The 19,864-nt window shown below is 71.2% G+C and carries 15 protein-coding genes; 9 read left to right on the forward strand and 6 right to left on the reverse strand.

Annotation, left to right across the window (positions count from 1 at the left end):
* Positions 1-128: 128 nt before the first annotated feature.
* The 3 genes from ACH4D3_RS05220 to ACH4D3_RS05230 form a co-directional block, all read right to left on the reverse strand.
* Complete coding sequence (locus tag ACH4D3_RS05220; protein WP_398316450.1) at positions 129-1,139, reverse strand: LacI family DNA-binding transcriptional regulator; 1,011 nt, start codon at positions 1,137-1,139, stop codon at positions 129-131.
* A 38-nt stretch (positions 1,140-1,177) separates the two neighbouring features.
* Complete coding sequence (locus ACH4D3_RS05225; protein WP_398316452.1) at positions 1,178-2,122, reverse strand: endonuclease/exonuclease/phosphatase family protein; 945 nt, start codon at positions 2,120-2,122, stop codon at positions 1,178-1,180.
* 74 nt (positions 2,123-2,196) lie between these two features.
* Positions 2,197-5,199, reverse strand: coding sequence for a carbohydrate binding domain-containing protein (locus ACH4D3_RS05230; RefSeq protein ID WP_398316453.1), 3,003 nt, complete (start codon positions 5,197-5,199; stop codon positions 2,197-2,199).
* A 314-nt stretch (positions 5,200-5,513) separates the two neighbouring features.
* Between ACH4D3_RS05230 and ACH4D3_RS05235 the strand changes: the two genes are divergently transcribed.
* The 4 genes from ACH4D3_RS05235 (at position 5,514) to ACH4D3_RS05250 (ending at position 10,079) form a co-directional block, all read left to right on the forward strand.
* Entirely contained in the window at positions 5,514-7,238 is a 1,725-nt protein-coding gene (locus ACH4D3_RS05235) for a carbohydrate-binding module family 20 domain-containing protein (protein ID WP_398316455.1), read from the forward strand.
* A gap of 181 nt (positions 7,239-7,419) precedes the next feature.
* Positions 7,420-8,529 carry an NlpC/P60 family protein gene (locus ACH4D3_RS05240; RefSeq protein ID WP_398316457.1) on the forward strand — a complete coding sequence of 370 codons (1,110 nt, stop codon included), beginning with the start codon at positions 7,420-7,422 and terminating at the stop codon, positions 8,527-8,529.
* Positions 8,530-8,533: 4 nt separating this feature from the next.
* A complete protein-coding gene (locus ACH4D3_RS05245) occupies positions 8,534-9,463 on the forward strand; it encodes a hypothetical protein (protein ID WP_398316459.1) in 930 nt (309 codons plus the stop codon).
* 49 nt (positions 9,464-9,512) lie between these two features.
* Positions 9,513-10,079 (forward strand): GNAT family N-acetyltransferase, encoded by a 567-nt coding sequence (locus tag ACH4D3_RS05250; RefSeq protein WP_398316461.1) that lies wholly within the window; start codon positions 9,513-9,515, stop codon positions 10,077-10,079.
* Positions 10,080-10,106: 27 nt separating this feature from the next.
* Here ACH4D3_RS05250 and ACH4D3_RS05255 read toward each other — a convergent pair whose 3' ends face one another.
* Entirely contained in the window at positions 10,107-11,597 is a 1,491-nt protein-coding gene (locus ACH4D3_RS05255) for a serine/threonine-protein kinase (protein WP_398316463.1), read from the reverse strand.
* Positions 11,598-11,731: 134 nt separating this feature from the next.
* Positions 11,732-12,649 carry a LysR family transcriptional regulator gene (locus ACH4D3_RS05260; protein ID WP_398316465.1) on the reverse strand — a complete coding sequence of 306 codons (918 nt, stop codon included), beginning with the start codon at positions 12,647-12,649 and terminating at the stop codon, positions 11,732-11,734.
* Positions 12,650-12,720: 71 nt separating this feature from the next.
* Here ACH4D3_RS05260 and ACH4D3_RS05265 point away from each other — a divergent pair, with 71 nt between their 5' ends.
* The gene (locus ACH4D3_RS05265; protein ID WP_398316467.1) at positions 12,721-13,164 is read left to right on the forward strand and encodes a tautomerase family protein; all 444 of its coding nucleotides are present in this window, start codon (positions 12,721-12,723) and stop codon (positions 13,162-13,164) included.
* Between the two features lie 19 nt (positions 13,165-13,183).
* On the opposite strand, the gene ACH4D3_RS05270 is transcribed toward ACH4D3_RS05265, so the two are convergent.
* Entirely contained in the window at positions 13,184-14,245 is a 1,062-nt protein-coding gene (locus ACH4D3_RS05270) for a LacI family DNA-binding transcriptional regulator (RefSeq protein ID WP_398316468.1), read from the reverse strand.
* Positions 14,246-14,383: 138 nt separating this feature from the next.
* Between ACH4D3_RS05270 and ACH4D3_RS05275 the strand changes: the two genes are divergently transcribed.
* From ACH4D3_RS05275 to ACH4D3_RS05290, 4 genes are read left to right on the forward strand one after another with little or no spacing between them, the layout of a single operon-like run.
* Positions 14,384-15,688 (forward strand): ABC transporter substrate-binding protein, encoded by a 1,305-nt coding sequence (locus ACH4D3_RS05275; RefSeq protein WP_398316470.1) that lies wholly within the window; start codon positions 14,384-14,386, stop codon positions 15,686-15,688.
* A 10-nt stretch (positions 15,689-15,698) separates the two neighbouring features.
* Positions 15,699-16,655 carry a carbohydrate ABC transporter permease gene (locus ACH4D3_RS05280; protein WP_398316472.1) on the forward strand — a complete coding sequence of 319 codons (957 nt, stop codon included), beginning with the start codon at positions 15,699-15,701 and terminating at the stop codon, positions 16,653-16,655.
* Positions 16,652-17,470, forward strand: a complete 819-nt coding sequence (locus tag ACH4D3_RS05285; protein WP_398316474.1) for a carbohydrate ABC transporter permease — start codon at positions 16,652-16,654, stop codon at positions 17,468-17,470. The genes ACH4D3_RS05280 and ACH4D3_RS05285 overlap by 4 nt, the downstream gene beginning before the upstream one ends.
* The gene (locus ACH4D3_RS05290) at positions 17,467-19,848 is read left to right on the forward strand and encodes a beta-glucosidase (protein ID WP_398316476.1); all 2,382 of its coding nucleotides are present in this window, start codon (positions 17,467-17,469) and stop codon (positions 19,846-19,848) included. Before ACH4D3_RS05285 ends, ACH4D3_RS05290 begins: the two co-directional genes overlap by 4 nt.
* Positions 19,849-19,864: the final 16 nt, after the last annotated feature.

Below are 19,864 nucleotides of genomic sequence, written 5' to 3' on the forward strand. Positions count from 1 at the left end.
TCGGTGAGGGCCGCAGAGGCGTCGGGGCATGCCTCGGATCAGCGGCTTTCACGAGCTACGTCGGGTAGCCGCAAGCCACTGCCAGTTCCCGCAAGGAACTTGCGGTCAAGAAGGAGAACGGGGAGCCGTCAGCGGGCGGCCGGCTGGGCGGTGGAGCCGCGGACCACGAGTTCCGGTTCGAAGAGCAGCTCGCCGTGGGGGACTTCGGTGCCTTGGATCTGTGCGCAGAGGAGGTCGACGGCGGCGCGTCCCATGGCTTCGATGGGTTGGCGGACGGTGGTGAGGGGTGGTTCGGTGCAGGTCATGAAGGCGGAGTCGTCGTAGCCGACGACGGAGACGTCGTGGGGTACGTGGTGTCCGCGGCGGCGGGCGGCGCGGACGGCGCCGAGGGCGAGGGGGTCGCTGGCGCAGATGATGCCGGTGACGCCGCGGTCCAGGAGGCGGGTGGCGGCGGCCTGACCGCCTTCCAGGGAGAACATGGCCCGCTCGACGAACTCCTCGGGCAGTTCCCCGCCGGCGGCCCGGGCCGCCTCACGGGCGGCGGCCAGCTTCCGGCGGGAGGGGATGTGGTCGGAGGGACCCAGCACCAGGCCGATGCGCTCATGACCCAGCGACGCCAGGTGCCGCCAGGACTGCTCGACGGCGACGGCGTCGTCGCAGGCGATGCACGGAAAGTCGAGGTTCTCGATCGACGCGTTGATGAGCACCACGGGGATGTTGCGCTCGGCGAGCAGCCGGTAGTGGTCGTGCGGGGCGTCCGCCTGCGCGAACAGACCGCCCGCGAACACCACCCCGGAGACCTGCTGTTGCAGCAGCAGCTCGACGTAGTCGGCCTCGGAGACGCCGCCCTTGGTCTGGGTGCACAGCACCGGGGTCAGCCCCTGCTGGGCGAGGGCGCCGCCGATGACCTCGGCGAACGCGGGGAAGATCGGGTTCTGCAGCTCGGGCAGGACCAGGCCGACCAGGCGGGCGCGCTCGCCCCGCAGCTGGGTGGGCCGCTCGTAGCCCAGGACGTCCAGCGCGCTCAGTACGGACTGCCGGGTCGTCTCGGACACCCCCGGTTTGCCGTTGAGCACCCGGCTGACCGTGGCCTCGCTGACCCCAACCTTCTTCGCCACCTGAGCAAGTCGTCGCGTCACACACGCAAGGCTAACGCAAACACCGCAAGCGGCTTGCTTCAGTCCCAGGAGACGTGGGCGACGACGGGAAGGTGATCGCTGCCGGTGGCGGGCAGGGTGCGCAGGGCGCCGACGGTCCCGGCGCGGGCCATCACCTGGTCGATCCGGGCCAGCGGCAGACCCGCGGGAAAGCTGAAGGCGAGGCCCCGCCCGGCCGTGTTCAGCCGGGTCGTCAACGGATCCAGCGCCCGGTCGTCGACCGTGCCGTTGAGGTCGCCCAGCAGTACCACCCTGCGCAGCCCCTCGGCGGCGAGGGCGTCCCCCAGCAGACCGGCGCTCTCGTCCCGCCAGGACGACGCGAGGCCGCCCGCGCCCACCCGGACCGACGGCAGGTGCGCGACATAGAGGGCGACTTCGCCGCGCGGCGTGTGCGCCACGGTCCGCAGCCCGCGCTCCCACTCCTCGTCGATGCCCCGCGGCTTGATGTCGAGGGGACGCGAACCGGAGAGCGGGTACTTCGACCAGAGCCCGACGGTGCCCCGGACCGTCCGGTACGGATAGTCGGGGGCCAGCGTCCTCGCGTAGACCTCCAGCGCCGGCGGCACCAGTTCCTCGAGCGCGACGAGGTCGGGCTCGGCACGGACCAGAGCACGCGCCGTCCCCTCGGGGTCGGTGTTCTCGTCGCTGACGTTGTGCTGCACCACCACCAGGTCGTCGGCGCCCGGCTCCGGCGCGGGCAGGAGCAGCCCGCCGAAAAGGTGCGTCCAGGCGGCCACCGGCAGCAGCAGCGCCACCAGGGCGAGCGCCGAGCGGCGCACCAGTGCCAGGACGAGCAGCACCACCACGACCACGCCGAGCCACGGCAGGAAGGACTCCAGCAGACTCCCCAGCCCGCCCACGCCGTTCGGCACCGAACGGTGGAACGAGAGCAGGAGAGCGGTGCACACCGCCACCCCGGCGAGCAGCCGTCCACGCCCGCGCGTCCAGGCCGTCCAGTCCGTCATCGCACCCGTTCCCTCGTCCTCACCGGCGGTTTCACCAGTCAGGACGAGGGAGGGGCGGTGCGAGTTCCGGCCGCCTACTTCAGGTACGGGCCGTCCGCTCCGATCTTCCCGGGACCGTTCAGGACGTACACCCGCAGATTGCCCTTGCCGGGTGCGGCGACGGTGAGCCGGCCGTCGGTGACGGAGCGGGTGTCTCCGGTGACCGCGTCCCGGTACGTGCCGTTGGGGATGCCGCCGTAGGTGGCGCCGCCCGAGACGGTGACGAGGGCGAAGCTGTCCGTGCCGCCGTCGGTGTAGCGCCGTTTGAAGGCCATGTCGCCGGTGATGCCTTCCGTGGAGTACTGGCCCATCTGGAGGGCGGGGACGGCCCGGCGGATCCGGTTGAGCCGCTGTACGTGCTTGACCAGGGGCTGTGCCAGTGTCGTGGCGACGGCGCCGGTGGCCGAGTCGACCCGGGAGAAGTCGGAGGCCGTCACGTCACCGGCGAGATGGTCGCCGTAGTAGGCGCGGCCCGTCGTGGCGAGGGGGCAGGTGGGGCCGCAGTCGATCTTCTTGCCCTTCTGGAACTCGATCTCCGAGCCGTAGTAGAGGGTGGGGATGCCGCGGAAGGTCCACATCAGGGACATGTTCTCGGCCCAGGCGTCGGTGCCGCCCGTGTAGCGCTCGCTGCTCTTGTTCGGGCCGTAGTCGTGGCTGTCGACGTAGACGACGTTGTACGTGGCGTCGTTGTAGCTGTCGTCGGAGTCCTTGCCGTTGTGGAAGGCGTTGCTCGCGTCACCGAAGTTCATGTGCATCCGCATGTCGATGACGTTCATGCCGGAGAACCGGCTGTGGTCCGGGGCGTGGTAGCTGTTGCCGTCCAGGAAGGCGTTCGTGGACGTGGGCTGGTTGCCCGTGCCCTGCTGCTGTTCGTACTCGTACATCTCCAGGGCCGCCTTCGCGTCGTCGGCGCTGTACTCCCTGCGCTCCTTCCACGTGTAGAACTGCGCCGAGTGGTTCACCGAGCCGCGGTTCCACTTGTCGTTGACGAAGGCGGCGACCTCGCCGAAGACGAAGAAGTTCTTCGCGGCCTCGGCGCCGTGCTGCTGGGCGACGCGCTCCTGGATCGCCGGCAGGAAGCGCCGGTTCCAGGTGGTGCGCGGGATGTGCACGGCCGTGTCGACGCGGAATCCGTCGACGCCCATGTCGATGTACTTGTCGTAGGCGCCGATGAGGTAGTTCTGCACCTGCGGGTTCTCGGTGTTGAAGTCGGCGAGGTCCTCGTGCAGCCAGCAGGAACGGGAGTCCTCACCCTCCCAGTTGCCGATCCAGCAGTTGTGGTAGAGCGCCCCCGGGAACATGCCGGACGTCGGGCTGGGCCACTGGCAGTTGTGGATGGTGTAGCCCTCGGGGCTCTTGGCGCCGGTGGGTGTGCCCCAGTTCACGCAGGTGTTGCCGGTCGGCTCGGCGGTGGACCACAGGTCGCCGTTGTAGTACGACTTGCCGCTCTTGGGTTCGACGGTCAGGCCGTCGTACTCGAAGCCGGGCTGCTCCTCGTCGTAGTACCAGCTCCACTGGGAGTCGCGCACCCCGTAGACGGTCGGGGTGAACAGGCCCTTGGCGCCCCAGCGCGAGGAGTGGTTGTAGACGACGTCCTGGTAGATCTTCATGCCCTTGGCGTGGGCGGCGTCGATGAGGTCCTGGTAGGAGGCACCGGCGGACTCCAGGCGCGGGTCGACCTCGTAGAAGTCGTAGCCGTGGTAGCCGTGGTAGTCGTAGTCCGAGCGGTTGAGGACCACGGGCGTGATCCACACGGCGGAGAAGCCGAGGCCCTTGATGTAGTCGAGCTTGTTCACCAGGCCCTTGAAGTCGCCCCGGAACATGGGGTCGTCGTTCGCCGCGTTGCCGGACCTCTCGTGCTGGCTGCCGCCGCGGTTGTTGGAGCTGTCGCCGTCGTTGAAGCGGGCGGTGAGGACGAAGTAGATCGGGTCCTTGCGGGGATCGGTGGCCAGCGGCTTGCCCGTCGCGGGCGACGGCGGTTTCGTGCCGGTGGTGGCGATCGCGGCGGCCGAGGCGGCGGAGACGTTGCCCGCGGCGTCCGTCGCCCTGACGGTGTAGGTGTAGGTGGTCCGCTCCTCCAGGCCGGTGTCGGAGAAGACGGTGGAGCCGACGTCGCTCACGACCTCGCCCCCGGTGCCGCCGCTGCGGGTCACCTGGTACTTGGCGACCCCCGTGTCGTCGGTGGACGGCTCCCAGGTCAGCACGACGGACACGCCGTCGGCCCGGGCGCTCACCCCGGCGGGGACGGTCGGCGCCGCCGTGTCGGGCACCCCCTCGGCGCACGGGTCGTCGGCGTCGGCGGTGACTGTGCCGTCGGCGACGGTGGTGACGCCGGCCGGCAGGGTGTAGTCGGCGCCCTTGTTGTTGTCCCACACTCCGTTGCCGTTGTTGAAGGCGGCCGTCATCGAGGTGGCCGCGCCCAGGTCGACGTCCTGCTTCCACCAGCCCGCGCATGCGGCCCGCATGCCGACGCCGGGGACGGCGGTCCAGGAGCCGCCCGCGGGCCGGTAGTGGATGTTGGCGGTGGTCCAGCCGAGGGTGCGGGTGGAGTAGTAGACGGTGGCCAGGTTGCCGTCCCCCGGCGTCGGGCCGGGATCCTGGGCCCCGGCGCAGGGGTCGGAGTGCGCGATCACGCCGTCCTTGACCGTGATGGCGCCGGTGCCGAGGGCGTAGTTCGCGCCCCCGTTGTTGTCCCAGGTGCCCGAGCCGTTGTTGAAGGTGGCCCGCAGCCCCTCGGCGCTGCCCAGGGGGACCGTCCGCTTCACCCAGTCCGTGCACGCGGCCTCCATGGCCACGCCGGGAACCTCGGTCCAGGAGCCGCCGTCGGGTGCGTAGTGCAGGTTGTACCGGTCCCAGTCCTTCGTCTTCGTGTAGTAGAAGACGGTCGCCGTGTGATCCGCCGTGGCAGCGGCGGGGACGGGCGCGGGGGAGGGCGCGGGTGGTGCGGGGGGCACCACCGCGAGGACGGCACCGGCGACGAGGGCCGCGGCCGACGGCCGTCCGAGCAACCGCGTGCGGCTGCGTCTCGTGCGTCTCATACGTGTCTCCAGAGAGGCGGGGCGGCGTGGCCGCAGGAGGTCGAAGACCCAAGCCCTGAAAGAGAGAACGGAAAGTTGCAGAAAGCTCTTACGGCAGCCGGAAGCTACCCGTACGCGGCGGCTTCGTAAAGGGGTCGTGCTTCAACTTTCCGCGGTGCGGGAAGGGTTGACCTTCGTCGAACCTCGCCCGTACGGTCACGGTCGCAACCTCTTGCAGGCTTCTTCTGCAACGCATTGCAAGCGGGTGCCGACTCCCCGGGCACCCGTCCGCACCATGCCCCCCGAGACACCCGCACCCTCACACGGGAGACTCCATGCACGGGAACACCACCCCAGCGCGAAGAATCACCGCCACCGCGCTCGCCCTCACCGCCGGCGTGGCCGGCAGCCTCCTCGCCACCACGGCACCGGCCCAGGCGTCCCCGCCGGGAGACAAGGACGTCACCGCGGTGATGTTCGAGTGGAAGTTCACCTCCGTCGCCCAGGCGTGCACCGACAGCCTCGGCCCGGCCGGGTACGGCTACGTCCAGGTCTCACCGCCCCAGGAGCACATCCAGGGCGGACAGTGGTGGACCTCGTACCAGCCGGTGAGCTACCGGATCGCGGGCCGCCTCGGTGACCGCGCCCAGTTCAAGAGCATGGTCGACACCTGCCACGCGGCCGGGGTGAAGGTCGTCGCCGACTCGGTCGTCAACCACATGTCGGCCGGTGACGGCACGGGCACCGGCGGCTCGTCGTACACCAAGTACAACTATCCCGGCCTCTACTCGTCGAACGACCTCGACAACTGCACCTCCCAGATCAACAACTACGGCGACCGCTTCAACGTCCAGGAGTGCGAACTGGTCGGCCTCGCGGACCTGGACACCGGCGAGGACTACGTACGGGGGAAGATCGCCGGATACCTCAACGACCTGCTGTCCCTCGGCGTCGACGGCTTCCGCATCGACGCGGCCAAGCACATGGCCGCCGCCGACCTGGCCGACATCAAGTCCCGGCTCAGCAACCCGGACGTCTACTGGAAGCACGAGGCGATCTACGGCGCGGGCGAGGCCGTGTCCCCGGCCGAGTACGTCGGCAGCGGCGACGTACAGGAGTTCCGTTACGCACGCGACCTCAAGCGCGTCTTCAACGGCGAGAACCTCGCCTACCTGAAGAACTTCGGCGAGGCCTGGGGCCACCTGCCCTCGGACAAGGCCGCCGTCTTCGTCACCAACCACGACACCGAGCGCAACGGCGAGACCCTCACCTACAAGGACGGTGCCACCTACACCCTGGCGCACGTCTTCATGCTGGCCTGGCCGTACGGCAGCCCCGACGTCCACTCCGGCTACGAGTTCACCGACCACGACGCGGGCCCGCCGAACGGCGGTCAGGTGAACGCCTGCTACAGCGACGGCTGGAAGTGCCAGCACGCCTGGCGCGAGATCTCCTCCATGGTCGGCCTCCGCAACACCGCACGCGGCCAGGGGGTGACCGACTGGTGGGACAACGGCGGCGACCAGATCGCCTTCGGGCGCGGATCCAAGGCGTACGTCGCCATCAACCACGAGGGCACCTCGCTGACCCGTACGTTCCAGACGTCGCTGCCCGCGGGGGACTACTGCGACGTCCAGACGGGCAACGGCGTCACGGTCGACGGGGCAGGCCGGTTCACCGCCACCCTGGGTGCCGACACGGCCCTGGCCCTGCACGTCGGCGCCCGCACCTGTGACGGCGGCGGCGATCCCGGCGATCCCGACCCGGTGTCCTCCGGCGTGTCCTTCGCGGTCGACGCCACCACCAGCTGGGGCCAGAACATCTACGTGACCGGCAACCGGCCGGAACTGGGCAACTGGAACCCGGCCGACGCCCTCGAACTCGACCCGGCCGCCTACCCGGTGTGGAAGCGGGACGTCGAACTCCCCGCGGGCACGGCCTTCGAGTACAAGTACCTCCGCAAGGACGGGGCGGGCAACGTGACCTGGGAGAGCGGCGCCAACCGCACCGCGACGGTGAACACCGCGAAGACCACTCTCAACGACACCTGGCGCAACTGAGTACCGCCCGGTGAACAGTTGCGTGTGAGCAAGCCGACACACGTGGGGAGACCGGGGTGGGCCGTTCGGGGGAAGGTAGTGTGTTCAAGGCCCGAACGGCCCACCGCGCGACCCGCGGTGGCGACCGCGGCGGCAGCCGTCCGTCCGGTCCGCCCGCACGCGACCTCTGAGAGTGGAGTTCATGAACGTGTCGACCGGCGGCAGACGGATACGGAGCCGGGGTGCCACGGCGGCCCTCGTCTGCGCGATCGTCCTGCTGCCCGGCCCCGGCTACGCGGCCCCGGGCGACCCCGGCCCGCGCGCCGACCAGTCGATCGAGGACATCCGCGACGAACTGGACGGCCTCTACCGCGAGGCGGAGGTGGCCACCGAGGCCTACAACGCCGCGAACGAGAAGGCGGCCAAGCAGGAGAAGCGGCTGACGACCCTCCGCAAGGACCTCACCCGGGCCGAGAAGCGGGTGAAGGACCTGCGTGACCTCGCCGGCGCGGCCGCCCGGACCCAGTACCGCGGGGGCGATCTCGCCGCCACCGGCATCCAGTTGCTGCTCGGGGACCACCCGGAGCAGGCCCTCGACGAGGCGTCCCAGGCCCGCCAGGCCATGCGCGGCCTGGTCAACGTCTCCGAGACCCAGAAGACCGCGCGCGAGGCGCTGACCAAGCAGACCGAGGCCGCCTCGAAGGAACTGCGGGAGCTGAAGAGCAGCCGTGCGGACAAGGCCGCGGCGAAGCAGAAGATCGAGAAGAAGATCGCCTCCGCCGAGCGGATCGAGGCCGGACTGGAGGAGGAACAGACCCGCAGGCTGGCCGCGTTGGAAGAGCAGCGCACCCGGGAGGCCGAGGCCAGGTGGACGGAGTCCGGCGGCTCCTCCGGCGGCTCGGCGGGCAAGGCCAAGGGCAAGGGCAAGGGGCAAGCACCGGGCGGCGGGACGCAGGTGAGCGGAGCGGCCGGGAAGGCCGTGGGCTTCGCGATGGCACAGATCGGCAAACCGTACGTGTGGGGTGCGGTGGGCCCGTCCTCGTACGACTGCTCCGGACTCACCTCGGCGGCCTGGGCGGCGGCCGGGCACCCCATTCCCCGCACCTCGCAGGCACAGTGGGGCGGCCTGACCCGCGTCGGCCTGTCCTCGGCCCGCCCCGGAGACCTGATCATCTACTACAACGACGCCACCCACGTGGGCATGTACATCGGAGGCGGACAGATCGTCCACGCACCGCGGCCCGGCCGCAACATCACCACCGCGCCGGCCGCCTCCATGCCCGTCCTCGGCGTCGTACGACCCGGAGCCTGACCGGATGACCCACTCGCTGACCCCTCGTGACGAGGGGAACCTGCCCGCGCCGGCCGCCCCGCCGCTGATCCGCCTCGACGCCTACGTGGCCGAGGACGGGTCGACGGTGGTCAACGGCCACCTGCTGGAGATGGGCGGCATGCGACCGCCCAACGAGGCGATCCTCGACGCCGTCGCCATGTTCGCCCGCACCCTGGGTGCCCCGGTCGCGGCCACCGTCATCGACCGCACCGTGCAACAGGTGGCGCGCCTGCGGGTCCACCCCGACGGCTCCAGCCGGACCATCGCCGACGAGGACGACCTGCCGCCCGGGCGGGAGCGCACCGCCGCGGAGGAGGAGGCGTTCCCGCCGCTCGCCCGCGTCGAGCGCATCATCCAGCACGCCCAACGCGAGGAGCTGCACGCCGCGTTCGTCCTCGCCAGCGCACTGCGTGAACACCTGACCCTGCGCCGCGGTGCCGAGGACGAACTCTCCCTGGAGGCACGGGCGATCGAGGCCTACCTCGCCTACCTGCGCGGCGACCACATGCTCTCCACCGTCCTCGCGCTGACCGTCGCCCGCATCCGCTGCCGCACCGACCTGAACCGGGCCGCCCCCGACGTGGCCCGCGCCACCGCGGCATGGCAACGGCTGTGGGACGAGGGCCAGGTGGCCACCCGGGGGCAGGAACTGCTGCACATGTGGGAGCGGTTGTCCGCGGCCGGCCTGCTCCAGGAAGCGTCCCACCACGCCATGGCCCAGGCCGTGCGGACCCGGCTGTCCCAAGGGGGTTCCGTACCGTCGCAGTCCGGGCCCACCGCGGCGGCCCTGCCCGCGGGCAGCGGCCCGGCCCCCGCGCCCGTCGCCCCCGAGGACAAGCCCCTCAAGCCCGCCCGGCGCGGCCTGCGACGCTTCACCCGACGGGCCGGCCGGACCCCCGGGCAGTCCGCCTGAGGGCCGCCCGGGTCTTCAAGCAGCCGGTCGGGTGGGCCAGGATGCAGACATGACAGAGGGATCGTCTTCCGGGCTTCCGCGAGAGAACATCGAACTGCCGGACGGGTCAGTGCTGCGACGGCGCTCCCTGGTCTCCGACGACGCGTTCATCGACGCGGTCGCCGCCGACGTCGGGCATCTGGGTGAGTGGCTTCGCTGGGCCCGGCATCCGCCCACCCGCGAGGAGACCGAGCGGTTCCGTGCCGAGCAGGACGCGGACTGGGACGCCGGGCGGTCCTTCGTCTACGTGCTGACCCCGCCGGACCGTCTCGACCAGGTGCTCGGCGGGGGCGCGATGTTCCCGAACGGCGAGGCGGGCGTCCTGGAGATCGGCTACTGGGTCTGTTCCCCGGCCACCGGCCGCGGACTCGCCACCCGGGCCGCGGCCGCGCTGACCGAGGAGGGCCTGGGGCTCCCCGGTGTCAGGGCCATGGAGATCCACTGCGACCAGGCCAATACCCGAAGCGCCGGGATTCCGCCCCGGATCGGGTACCGGTTGCTGCGCATCGAACCGGACGAGCCGCAGACCGCCGCGGAGGCCGGACGGAGCATGGTCTGGCGCCACGACGGCGCCTGACCCCGCGGTGCCGAGCGTGCCCCGGCCTCAGCGGTCGGCGAACCCCTGGTGCGTCATGGTGGCCACGACCCCCGCCACCTTCACGTCCACGACGACCTTGCCCCTGGTCCACCTGGTCGAGGTGCCGTCCGGCGCGCCCAGCACCTCGAGGACCGCCACGGGAAGGCGTTCCCGGTCCCCGGGCTCGGGATAGAAGGCGATCAGGCACAGCCTGCCGCGGCTGTTGAACGCGTACTGCGTGTCCATGGCGACCCCGCAGAACGTCTCGGGGCCCAGTCCCGTGACCCACCACTCGCCGTTCTGCTGGGCCGCGCCCGGGAACCTCGCCCGGAAATCGGCGACGCTCGCTCCCCAGGGCAGACCGTTCCAGCTCTGCGCGAGGGACCGTGCGCCGGGGTCGCCCGGGCCCGCGTCTTCCGGTGTGCCGCGGCCGTCCTTGCGGCGGGTGGGGAACAGCCGTGCCAGTCCGCGGCGTCGGGGCGGAGCGGGGGCCGCGGCCTCGGGCCCGGTTCCGGTTCCGTAGGCCTTCGTGTCGCCGGCGAGCGTCTCGCGGACCGGCGTCGCGTCGGGGTCCGCGTGGTCGTCCACGTGGTCGTCCGCGTGGTCGGCGACCGGCGTCGCGCCGCCGTCGGCCGTCGCCGTGCCGACGCCGTGTGCGGCCCCGAACTCGCTGATCAGGCGGGTGATCGCGGCCGGCAGCCAGTCGTCGGTGACCGCCTCGTCCGAGAGGGAGTCGAGAATGCCGGCCGGAGTGGGGCGGGCGTCGGGGTCCTTGGCCAGACAGGCGGCGACCAGACCGCGCAGTTCGTGATCGACGAGGGTGAGGTCCGGTTCTTCCTGAACGATCCGGTACATCATCGCCGCGGGATGCCCGTCACCGAACGGGGCGTGACCGGTGGCGGCGAACGCCAGCACCGACCCGAGGGCGAACACGTCGCTTTCGGGACCGACCCCGCGGTCCCCCCGCGCCTGTTCGGGCGACATGTAGGCCGGGGTGCCCGGGACGACCCCGCTGACGGTGTGCGACGTGGCCTCCAGCGCCCGCGCGATGCCGAAGTCGATGACGCGGGGCCCGTCGGCCGCCAGGACGACGTTGCCCGGCTTGAGGTCGCGGTGCACGAGGCCGCACCGGTGAACGGCGTCGAGCCCCTCGGCCAGACCGGCCGCCAGTACCCGCAGTGCCCGGGTCGGCAGGGTGCCGTGCTCGCTCACCACCGTGTGCAGCGAGGGCCCCGGGACGAAGGCACTGACCAGCCAGGGGCGTTCCGCGTTCGGGTCGGCGTCGACGACCTGTGCGGTGAAGAACCCGCCGACCCGCCGGGCCGCCTCGACCTCCCGGGCGAAGCTGCGCCGGAACCCGGCGTCGGCCCCGTACTCCGGGCGAATCACCTTGACGGCCACGGGTCTTCCGCCCGCCGACCGTCCGAGGAACACCTGCCCCATCCCGCCCGCGCCGAGCCGGCCCACGAGCCGGTAGGTGCCTATGCGGTCCGGATCCCCCGGCTGCAGCGCTTCCATCGGTCCCCCCTGGTCGCCCGACTCCGGAGATCTTCCCAGACACCGGCCCGATACACAGGCCGATGCGGCCTTCGGCCCCGGACTGGCGGAGATTACGGCCTTGCGGGCAGGCCTGACGTCCGGTCGGCCGGGTGTCAGTCGGCCAGGTCGGCGGCGCGCCGTCGCAGGGCGTCGACCAGTGCCCCGGCCGGAGCCGCGAGCCGGCCGGGCAGCGACACCAGGTCGATGCGTCGTACTTCCTCCGCGACGCCCGTGACGTCGACGAAGCGGACACCGCGCGGAATCACGGGCAGCAGCGCCGGTGAGGCCGTGGTGATGCCCGCCCCGGCCGCGACCAGGTGGAGCTTGGTCAGCCAGTCGCGGGCGGTGTGCGCGATGCGGGGCCGTCCGGGCAGCCCCGGCCAGACGCCGAGCAGCGGCTCGTCCGCGCTGCCGGGACCGGCGATCCAGGGCTGCGCGGCGATGTCCGCGACGTCCGCGGTGCCGTGTTCGGCGAAGCGGCTGTCGGCCGCGACGGCCACGGCCAGGCGCGTTTCCAGCAGGGGTTCGACGTGCAGGGGAGGGGCGTCCGTGTCGGGCGAGCGGTGCGGCGGCCGGGAGGTCAGGACGGCCAGGTCGAGGGTGCCGCTGCGCAGCGCGCGCACCAGTGCGGGAGTGCTCCCCTCCCGCGTCGTCACCCGCGGGCGGGGGCTTTCCCGGCGCAGTGCCGCCAGGGCGTCGGCCACGAGCACCGCGCCGGCGGCGGGAAAGTACCCCAGCCGGACCCGGCCGGTGGCGTCCCGCACTCCGCGCAGTTCCCGGTCGGCCGCGTCCAGGGCGTCCAGCGCGGCGACGGCGTGGCGCAGCAGGGCGCGGCCCGCGCCGGTCGGCCGCACACCGCCGGGGAAGCGGTCGAACAGACGGGCCCCCACCGCCTGTTCCAGCGCGGCCATCTGCCGGGAGACCGCCGACTGCGTGTAGCCGAGGCTGTGCGCGGCCGCGGTGAAGGTGCCGCGCTCGGCCACCTCGCGCAGCACCCGCAGCCCGGCCAGCGTCACATCCCCCATGCCCATGAGGCGGCAGCATATCCACCATGCCGAACATTCGCTGTCGGAATGCCTCCCGGGCTCCTAGCGTCGACGGCATGCCTCTGATCACCGTTTCCCTGCGCCAGGGAACCACGCCCCAGTACCGCCGCCTCGTCTCCGAGGCCCTGCACAAGTCCATGGTCGACGTGCTGAGAATTCCGCAGGACGACCAGTTCCACGTCTTCCACGAGGTCGCGGACGACAACTTCGTCATGCAGCCGGTCGTGTTCGGCCTGCGGCGCACCCCGCGCACCCTGTTCATCCAGCTGTCGTTCAACCGGCGCGGCGCGGAGCAGAAGGCGGAACTGTTCCGGGCGATCGTCGCCAACCTCCGGCTGTACGCGGACGTCCCCGAGGAGGACGTCATGCTGGTGGCCTTCGAGACGGCCAGGGAGAACTGGTGGGCCGCCGGCCGCGTCGTCGACCCCGCCACCGGCTACGACGAGCGCATGACCGACGTGCCCGGCCTGGCCGACGTGCCCGCGGGGCCGGGCCGGTAGGAGCCGCGGCAGTTCCTCGTCAGGTGTCCGCGCCGCCGGGCGCCGCCCCGGCCCCGTCCGGTGACCCGCCCGGTGGCGCCGTGCTCTGCCGTACGACGAGATGGGTCGCCAGCTCGATGCGGCGGCCGGCCCGGCCGGGCTCGTCCGGCCGGAAGAGCATGCGGGTGGCCTCCTCGGCCATGTGCCGCAGCGGCTGGTGGACGGTGGTCAGCGGCGGGCTCGACCACTGGGCCAGCGGCACGTCGTCGTAACCGACGACCGAGAGGTCCTGAGGGACCCTCAGGCCCCTGACGCGGGCCGCCTCCAGCACCCCGAGCGCCTGGAGGTCGCTGCCCGCGAAGACCGCCGTCGGCCGGTCGGGACCCGCGAGCAGGTCCATGCCGTGCTCGAAGCCGCTCTCCACGCTGTACGCGCCGTACCGGACCAGGGCCGGATCGATCGGCAGGCCCGCCATGGTCATCGCCGAGCGGTAGCCGTCGAGCCGGGCCAGTGAGCACAGCATGTCCTCGAACCCGGTGATGATCGCGACGCGTTCGTGTCCGTGGTCGGTGAGGTGGCGGGTGGCCGCCAGCCCGCCGGCCCAGTTGGCGGAGCCGACGGACGGAACGTCGGGGTCGGGGTCGCCGGCCGGGTCGACGATGACGAAGGGGATGTTCCAGGACCGCAGCCGCTGCTTGACCTCCGCGGGAAGCGAGGAGAAGACCAGCACGACGCCCAGCGGCCTGCGCCGGAGCACGCCTTCGATCCAGTCCGGCGCGGGTGCGTGCCGGGTGCCGCTGCGGGTGAGCACGACCTCGGTCCGGTTGGCCTTGGCGACGTCCTCCACGCCCCGGACGAGTTCCATCGCCCAGACGCTGTCCAGCTCGTGGAAGACCAGTTCGACCAGCGGCGAGCGCGGCGGGCTCGCGTTGCGCCGGCGGTAGCCGTGCACCTCGAGAAGCCGCTCCACCCTGGCCCTGGTGGTGCTGGAGACATCCGAACGACCGTTGAGGACCTTCGAAACTGTCGGAGGAGAGACCCCCGCCTCTTTCGCCACCTCGGCCAGGGTCACCCGGGCGCCCACCTCAACTTCATCGTGCATGCAGGAAGGATAGGCCATGCGGTCGATAACGTTTTGAGTCGGCAGGCGCACGGCCATTGACCAGAAATCCGGTCTCACTTTACTGTCCGACCAGCATGGACTTTCGGTGATGGCGCCGAAACTTTCGAAAGGCGAACGATGAAGACACGTGCGCGCTTGCCCAGACTGGTCGCCACCGGTGCGACGCTCGCCCTGGCGCTGAGCCTGTCGGCCTGCGGTGACGGGAACGGCGGGGCGTCGTCGGACGACGGCAAGATCCATGTCCTGGTCTACGGGGACGCCAGCAACAAGGTCGAACAGAGAATCGTCGACACCTTCAACAAGACGTCCGACGTCAAGGCGGTGCTCGACACCATCCCCGGTGCCGACTACCAGACGAAGCTCCAGACGATCATCAGCACCCCCCAGGCCCCGGACGTCTTCTTCAACTGGGGCGGAGGCAGCATCAAGCCGTTCGTCAAGGCGGACCTGCTGCTGCCGCTCGACGACCTCATCAAGAAGGACCCGGGCCTCAAGGACAAGTTCCTCCCGTCCGTCTTCAACAGCGCCGTCGTCGACGGCAAGCCGTACGGCATCCCGATGCGCGGCACCCAGCCGGTCCTGCTCTTCCACAACAAGAAGGTCCTGGAGGACGCGGGCGTCCAGCCGCCGAAGACCTGGGACGAGCTGCTCGCCGCGGTGGGCAAGCTCAAGGACGCGGGTGTCACGCCGATCGCACTCGGCGGCGGCGACATCTGGCCCACCCAGATGTGGTTCCAGTACCTCTACGACCGCATAGCCGGTCCGGAGCTGTTCGCGAAGGCCGTCGGCGGCGACAAGAGCGCCTGGGAGAGCGCGGACAGCAAGAAGGCCCTGGACATGATCAAGGAGCTCGTCGACTCCGGAGCCTTCGGCAAGAACTACGACTCCGTCAAGTACACCAACGGCGGCTCGGTCCAGCTGGTCGCCTCCGGCAAGGCCGGCTTCGAGCTGATGGGCTCCTGGTACTACTCCCAGCAGCTCACGGACCACAAGGAGTTCGCCGAGAAGGACCTCGGCTACACCGCCTTCCCGGCCGTCGCGGGCGGCAAGGGCGACCCGGCCAACGTGGCCGGCAACACGAACAACTACTACTCGGTGATGAAGAAGACCAAGCACCCCGAGGCCGTCGCCGAGTTCCTGAAGCTCATGTACTCCGACGAGTTCGTCAAGGCGCAGCTGGACATCGGCAACCTGCCGACCACGACCAACACCGACAAGTTCATCGACAGCTCGGGCACCCCCGAGTACTCGCGCTTCCAGTACGACCTGGTCTCCGACGCCCCGAACTTCCAGCTGTCCTGGGACCAGGCGTACCCGCAGAAGGCCAGCTCGGACCTGCACAAGGCCATCCAGCAGTTCTTCAACGGACAGCTCGACACGGACGGCTTCATCAAGGCCATGCAGGCCCTCCCGACCGAGTGACGAACGGCTCATGACCACACACCTCACGAGCGCTCGGCCCGCCGCCGGACCCCGCAAGGAGTCCCGGCGGCGGCCGCCCGCGCCGTCCGCGACGACGGTGGGCCGCCCCAGCTTCGGCTGGGCGGTGCCCGCCGCACTGTTCTTCGCCCTCTTCGCGATCGTCCCGCTGATCATGGTGGCGGTGCTGTCCTTCATGAGCTGGGACGGGATCAGCTCGCCCGAGTTCGTCGGCACGGACAACTGGTCGCGCCTCATCGACGACCCGGTGATGATCAAGAGCATCTGGCTGACCCTGCTGCTCACCGTGCTCGGCGTGGTCCTCCAGACCCCGCTGAGCATCCTGCTCGGCGTCTGGGCCGCCGGTCACCAGCGCAACCGCGCCGTCCTGTCCGTCATCTACTTCATCCCCCTGCTGCTGTCCGCGACGGCCGTGTCCGTGCTCTGGCGGGCGCTGCTCGACCCGAACTTCGGCATCCCGGCGGAGGCGACCTGGCTCTTCGGCGACGGCAACCTGTTCGGTGAACAGAGCACCGCCATCGGCGTACTGGCCTTCGTCAGCACCTGGCAGTTCACCCCCTTCCACACGCTGATCTACCAGGGCGCCGCCCGTGCCGTCCCGCAGGTGCTGTACCAGGCCGCGGAGATCGACGGGGCGGGCCGCTACCGGCAGTTCTTCCACATCACCCTGCCGCAGCTGCGCACCTCCATGATCACCTCGATGATCCTGATGATCGTCGGTGGCCTGACCACGTTCGAGACGGTCCTCATCCTGACCCAGGGCGGTCCCGGCACCGACACCACCATCAGCGCCTACTACATGTACGACAAGGCCTTCAAGAGCTTCGACTACGGCATCGGTTCCGCGATCGCCCTGGCCCTGGTCGTGGCGGCCACGATCATCTCGCTGATCGTCGTCCGGGTCTCCGGCTACGACAAGATGCGCAGCTCCATGGAGGGTGTGTCATGAGGCGCCGACCCAACTACGTGGCCGGCGTCGGCTCGCTCGTCTGGCTCTTCGTGGTCGGACTGCCGCTGTTCGTGCTGCTCGCCGCGACCCTGCGCACCCGCCAGGACTACGCCGAGAACGGCCCGGTCTCGCTCCCGGACAGCTTCACGCTGGACAACTTCACCGGTGCCTTCGACTCCGGCTTCGGCCAGTACTTCTTCAACACGCTCGTCGTCACCGCCTGCGTGATCGGCATCGTGCTGCTGCTGGTGCCGCCGCTCGCCTACGCCATCGTCCGCAGCCGCGGCCGGGCCACGTCGGCGATCTTCCGGCTGTTCCTGCTCGGCCTCGCCATCCCGGCCCAGGCCGTGATCGTGCCGATGTTCTACCTGATCAGCGAAGCCGGGCTGTACGACAACCTGCTCGGCGTCATCCTGCCCACGGCCGCGTTCTGCCTGCCGATGTCCGCGCTCATCCTCAGCGGCTCCATGCGCGACATCTCCCCGGAGCTGTACGAGGCCATGGCGATGGACGGCGCGAGCCCGCGGCGGATGTTCTTCCAGCTCGTCATGCCGCTGTCCCGCGGGGGACTGTCCACCATCGTGGTGTTCTCCGCGCTCCAGGCGTGGAACGGCTTCCTGTTCCCGCTGGTCCTGACCCAGTCCGACTCCACCAAGGTGGTCACCCTGGGTCTGTACAACTTCCAGACCGCGCACGGGATCGACATCCCCGGTCTGCTGGGCGCCGTGGTGCTGTCCATGGTGCCCATCCTGCTCGTCTACCTGTTCGCCCGTCGCGCCCTGGTCCAGGGACTGATGGGTGTCGGAGGAAAGTGACTGCCGACGTGGCCGTAGAGACCACCCCCGAAATCCCCCTCTGGAACGACCCCACCCACCCCGTCGCCACCAGAGTCGACGCGCTCGTCGCCGCGATGACCCTCGAGGAGAAGATCGCCCAGCTGTACGGAGTGTGGGTGGGTGCCTCCGACAAGGGCGGCGAAGTCGCCCCCCACCAGCACGACATGGAGGAGGCCGTCGACCTCGACGCGCTCGTGCCCGCCGGGCTGGGCCAGCTGACCCGCCCCTTCGGCACGGTCCCCGTCGACCCCGCGCTCGGTGCCCTCTCCCTCATGCGCACCCAGCGCCGCATCACCGCGGCCAACCGCTTCGGCATCCCCGCCGTGGCGCACGAGGAGTGCCTGGCCGGCTTCGCCGCCTGGGGCGCCACGGCCTACCCCGTCCCGCTGTCCTGGGGCGCCACCTTCGACCCGGACACGGTGCGCCGGATGGCCGCCGCCATCGGCCGCGACATGCGGTCCGTCGGCATCCACCAGGGCCTCGCCCCCGTCCTCGACGTGGTCCGCGACGCCCGCTGGGGCCGGGTCGAGGAGACCATCGGCGAGGACCCCTACCTCGTCGGCACCATCGGCACCGCCTATGTACAGGGCCTGGAGTCCGCCGGGATCGTCGCCACCCTCAAGCACTTCGTCGGCTACTCCGCCTCCCGCGCCGGCCGCAACCTCGCCCCCTCGTCCGTGGGCACCCGCGAGCGGGCCGACGTCCTGCTGCCGCCGTTCGAGATGGCGGTCCGCGAGGGCGGCACCCGCTCCGTCATGCACGCCTACACCGACATCGACGGCGTACCCGCCGCGGCCGACGAGACGCTGCTGACCGGGCTGCTGCGCGACACCTGGGGCTTCGAGGGAACGGTCGTCGCCGACTACTTCGGCATCGCCTTCCTCAAGACCCTGCACGGCATCGCCGCCGACTGGGCCGACGCCGCGGGCGCCGCGCTGGGCGCGGGCGTCGACGTGGAACTGCCCACCGTCAAGACGTTCGGCGCACCCCTCGTCGAGGCGGTCACCGAGGGCCGGGTCCCCGAGGCGCTCGTCGACCGGGCGCTGCGCCGCGTCCTCGGCCAGAAGGCGCTGCTCGGACTGCTCGACCCGGACTGGAGCCCGGTCCCGCCCGCGCTCGACGGGGTGGACCTCTCGGACCCGGAGGCGCTGCGCGGCCGGATCGACCTGGACCGGCCCGAGAACCGGGAACTGGCCCGCGAGGTCGCCGAGAAGGCGGTCGTCCTGCTCTCCAACGACGGCACCCTGCCGCTCGCCCGGCCCCGCCGCATCGCCCTGGTCGGCCCCAACGCCGCCGAGGCCACCGCCGTACTCGGCTGCTACTCCTTCCCGCGCCACGTCGGGGTGCAGCACCCGGAGGTGCCGGTCGGCATCGACCTGCCCACCCTGCGCGACACCCTGACCGCCGAGTTCCCCGACGCCGACATCACCGTCGCCCGCGGCACCGGCGTCGACGACGGCGAGGTGTCCGGCATCGGAGCGGCGGTGGACGCGGCCCGGGACGCGGACGTCGTCGTCGCCGTCCTCGGCGACCGCGCGGGCCTGTTCGGCCGGGGCACCAGCGGCGAGGGCTGCGACGCCGAGTCCCTCACCCTGCCCGGCGCCCAGCAGCGGCTCCTCGACGCGCTGCTCGACTCCGGCACGCCGGTCGTCACCGTCCTGCTCGCCGGACGGCCCTACGCGCTGGGCCGTGCCGCGGCCGAGTCCGCCGCGATCGTACAGTCGTTCTTCCCCGGGGAAGAGGGCACCGCGGCGATCGCCGGGGTGCTCAGCGGGCGCACCAGTCCCTCCGGGAGGCTGCCCGTCAGCGTGCCCAGCGGCCCGGGCGCCCAGCCGACCACCTATCTCGGGGCGCGGCTCGCCCACGCCAGCGAGGTGTCCAGCATCGATCCGACACCCGCCTTCGGCTTCGGGCACGGGCTCACCTACACCACCTTCGCCTGGAGCGACCTGGTGGTGCACGGCGAGGAGGCGCCGACCGACGGCGCGTTCGCACTGGACCTCACCGTCCGCAACACCGGCGAACGGCACGGCACCGAGGTGGTGCAGCTCTACCTGCACGACCCGGTGGCCTCCGTCGTCCAGCCGGTGCAGCGCCTCATCGGCTACACGCGGGTGCCGCTGGCCCCCGGCGAGGCCCGCAGGGTGCGCGTCGAGGTCCCCGCCGACCTCGCCTCCTTCACCGGCCGCGACGGCCGCCGGATCGTCGAACCGGGCGAGCTGGAGCTGCGGTTCGCCGCGTCCAGCACCGAGCCGCGGCTCACCGCAACGGTCGCCCTCACCGGGCCGGAGCGGCAGGTGGACCACACACGGCGGCTGCACGCCGGGTTCGCCCAGGAGGCCGTCGAGGGCGCCTGAGCCGCCACCGGCGGCG

This window comes from Streptomyces sp. NPDC018026, assembly GCF_044327745.1.
Classification (GTDB): domain Bacteria; phylum Actinomycetota; class Actinomycetes; order Streptomycetales; family Streptomycetaceae; genus Streptomyces; species Streptomyces rubrogriseus.

Bases quoted from the DNA above. Each gene is read 5' to 3' on its own strand.
- ACH4D3_RS05225 (WP_398316452.1), bottom strand. From the start codon at position 2,122: ATGACGGACTGGACGGCCTGGACGCGCGGGCGTGGACGGCTGCTCGCC.
- ACH4D3_RS05230 (WP_398316453.1), bottom strand. From the start codon at position 5,199: ATGAGACGCACGAGACGCAGCCGCACGCGGTTGCTCGGACGGCCGTCG.
- ACH4D3_RS05235 (WP_398316455.1), top strand. From the start codon at position 5,514: ATGCACGGGAACACCACCCCAGCGCGAAGAATCACCGCCACCGCGCTC.
- ACH4D3_RS05240 (WP_398316457.1), top strand. From the start codon at position 7,420: ATGAACGTGTCGACCGGCGGCAGACGGATACGGAGCCGGGGTGCCACG.
- ACH4D3_RS05245 (WP_398316459.1), top strand. From the start codon at position 8,534: ATGACCCACTCGCTGACCCCTCGTGACGAGGGGAACCTGCCCGCGCCG.
- ACH4D3_RS05250 (WP_398316461.1), top strand. From the start codon at position 9,513: ATGACAGAGGGATCGTCTTCCGGGCTTCCGCGAGAGAACATCGAACTG.
- ACH4D3_RS05255 (WP_398316463.1), bottom strand. From the start codon at position 11,597: ATGGAAGCGCTGCAGCCGGGGGATCCGGACCGCATAGGCACCTACCGG.
- ACH4D3_RS05260 (WP_398316465.1), bottom strand. From the start codon at position 12,649: ATGGGCATGGGGGATGTGACGCTGGCCGGGCTGCGGGTGCTGCGCGAG.
- ACH4D3_RS05265 (WP_398316467.1), top strand. From the start codon at position 12,721: ATGCCTCTGATCACCGTTTCCCTGCGCCAGGGAACCACGCCCCAGTAC.
- ACH4D3_RS05270 (WP_398316468.1), bottom strand. From the start codon at position 14,245: ATGCACGATGAAGTTGAGGTGGGCGCCCGGGTGACCCTGGCCGAGGTG.
- ACH4D3_RS05275 (WP_398316470.1), top strand. From the start codon at position 14,384: ATGAAGACACGTGCGCGCTTGCCCAGACTGGTCGCCACCGGTGCGACG.
- ACH4D3_RS05280 (WP_398316472.1), top strand. From the start codon at position 15,699: ATGACCACACACCTCACGAGCGCTCGGCCCGCCGCCGGACCCCGCAAG.
- ACH4D3_RS05285 (WP_398316474.1), top strand. From the start codon at position 16,652: ATGAGGCGCCGACCCAACTACGTGGCCGGCGTCGGCTCGCTCGTCTGG.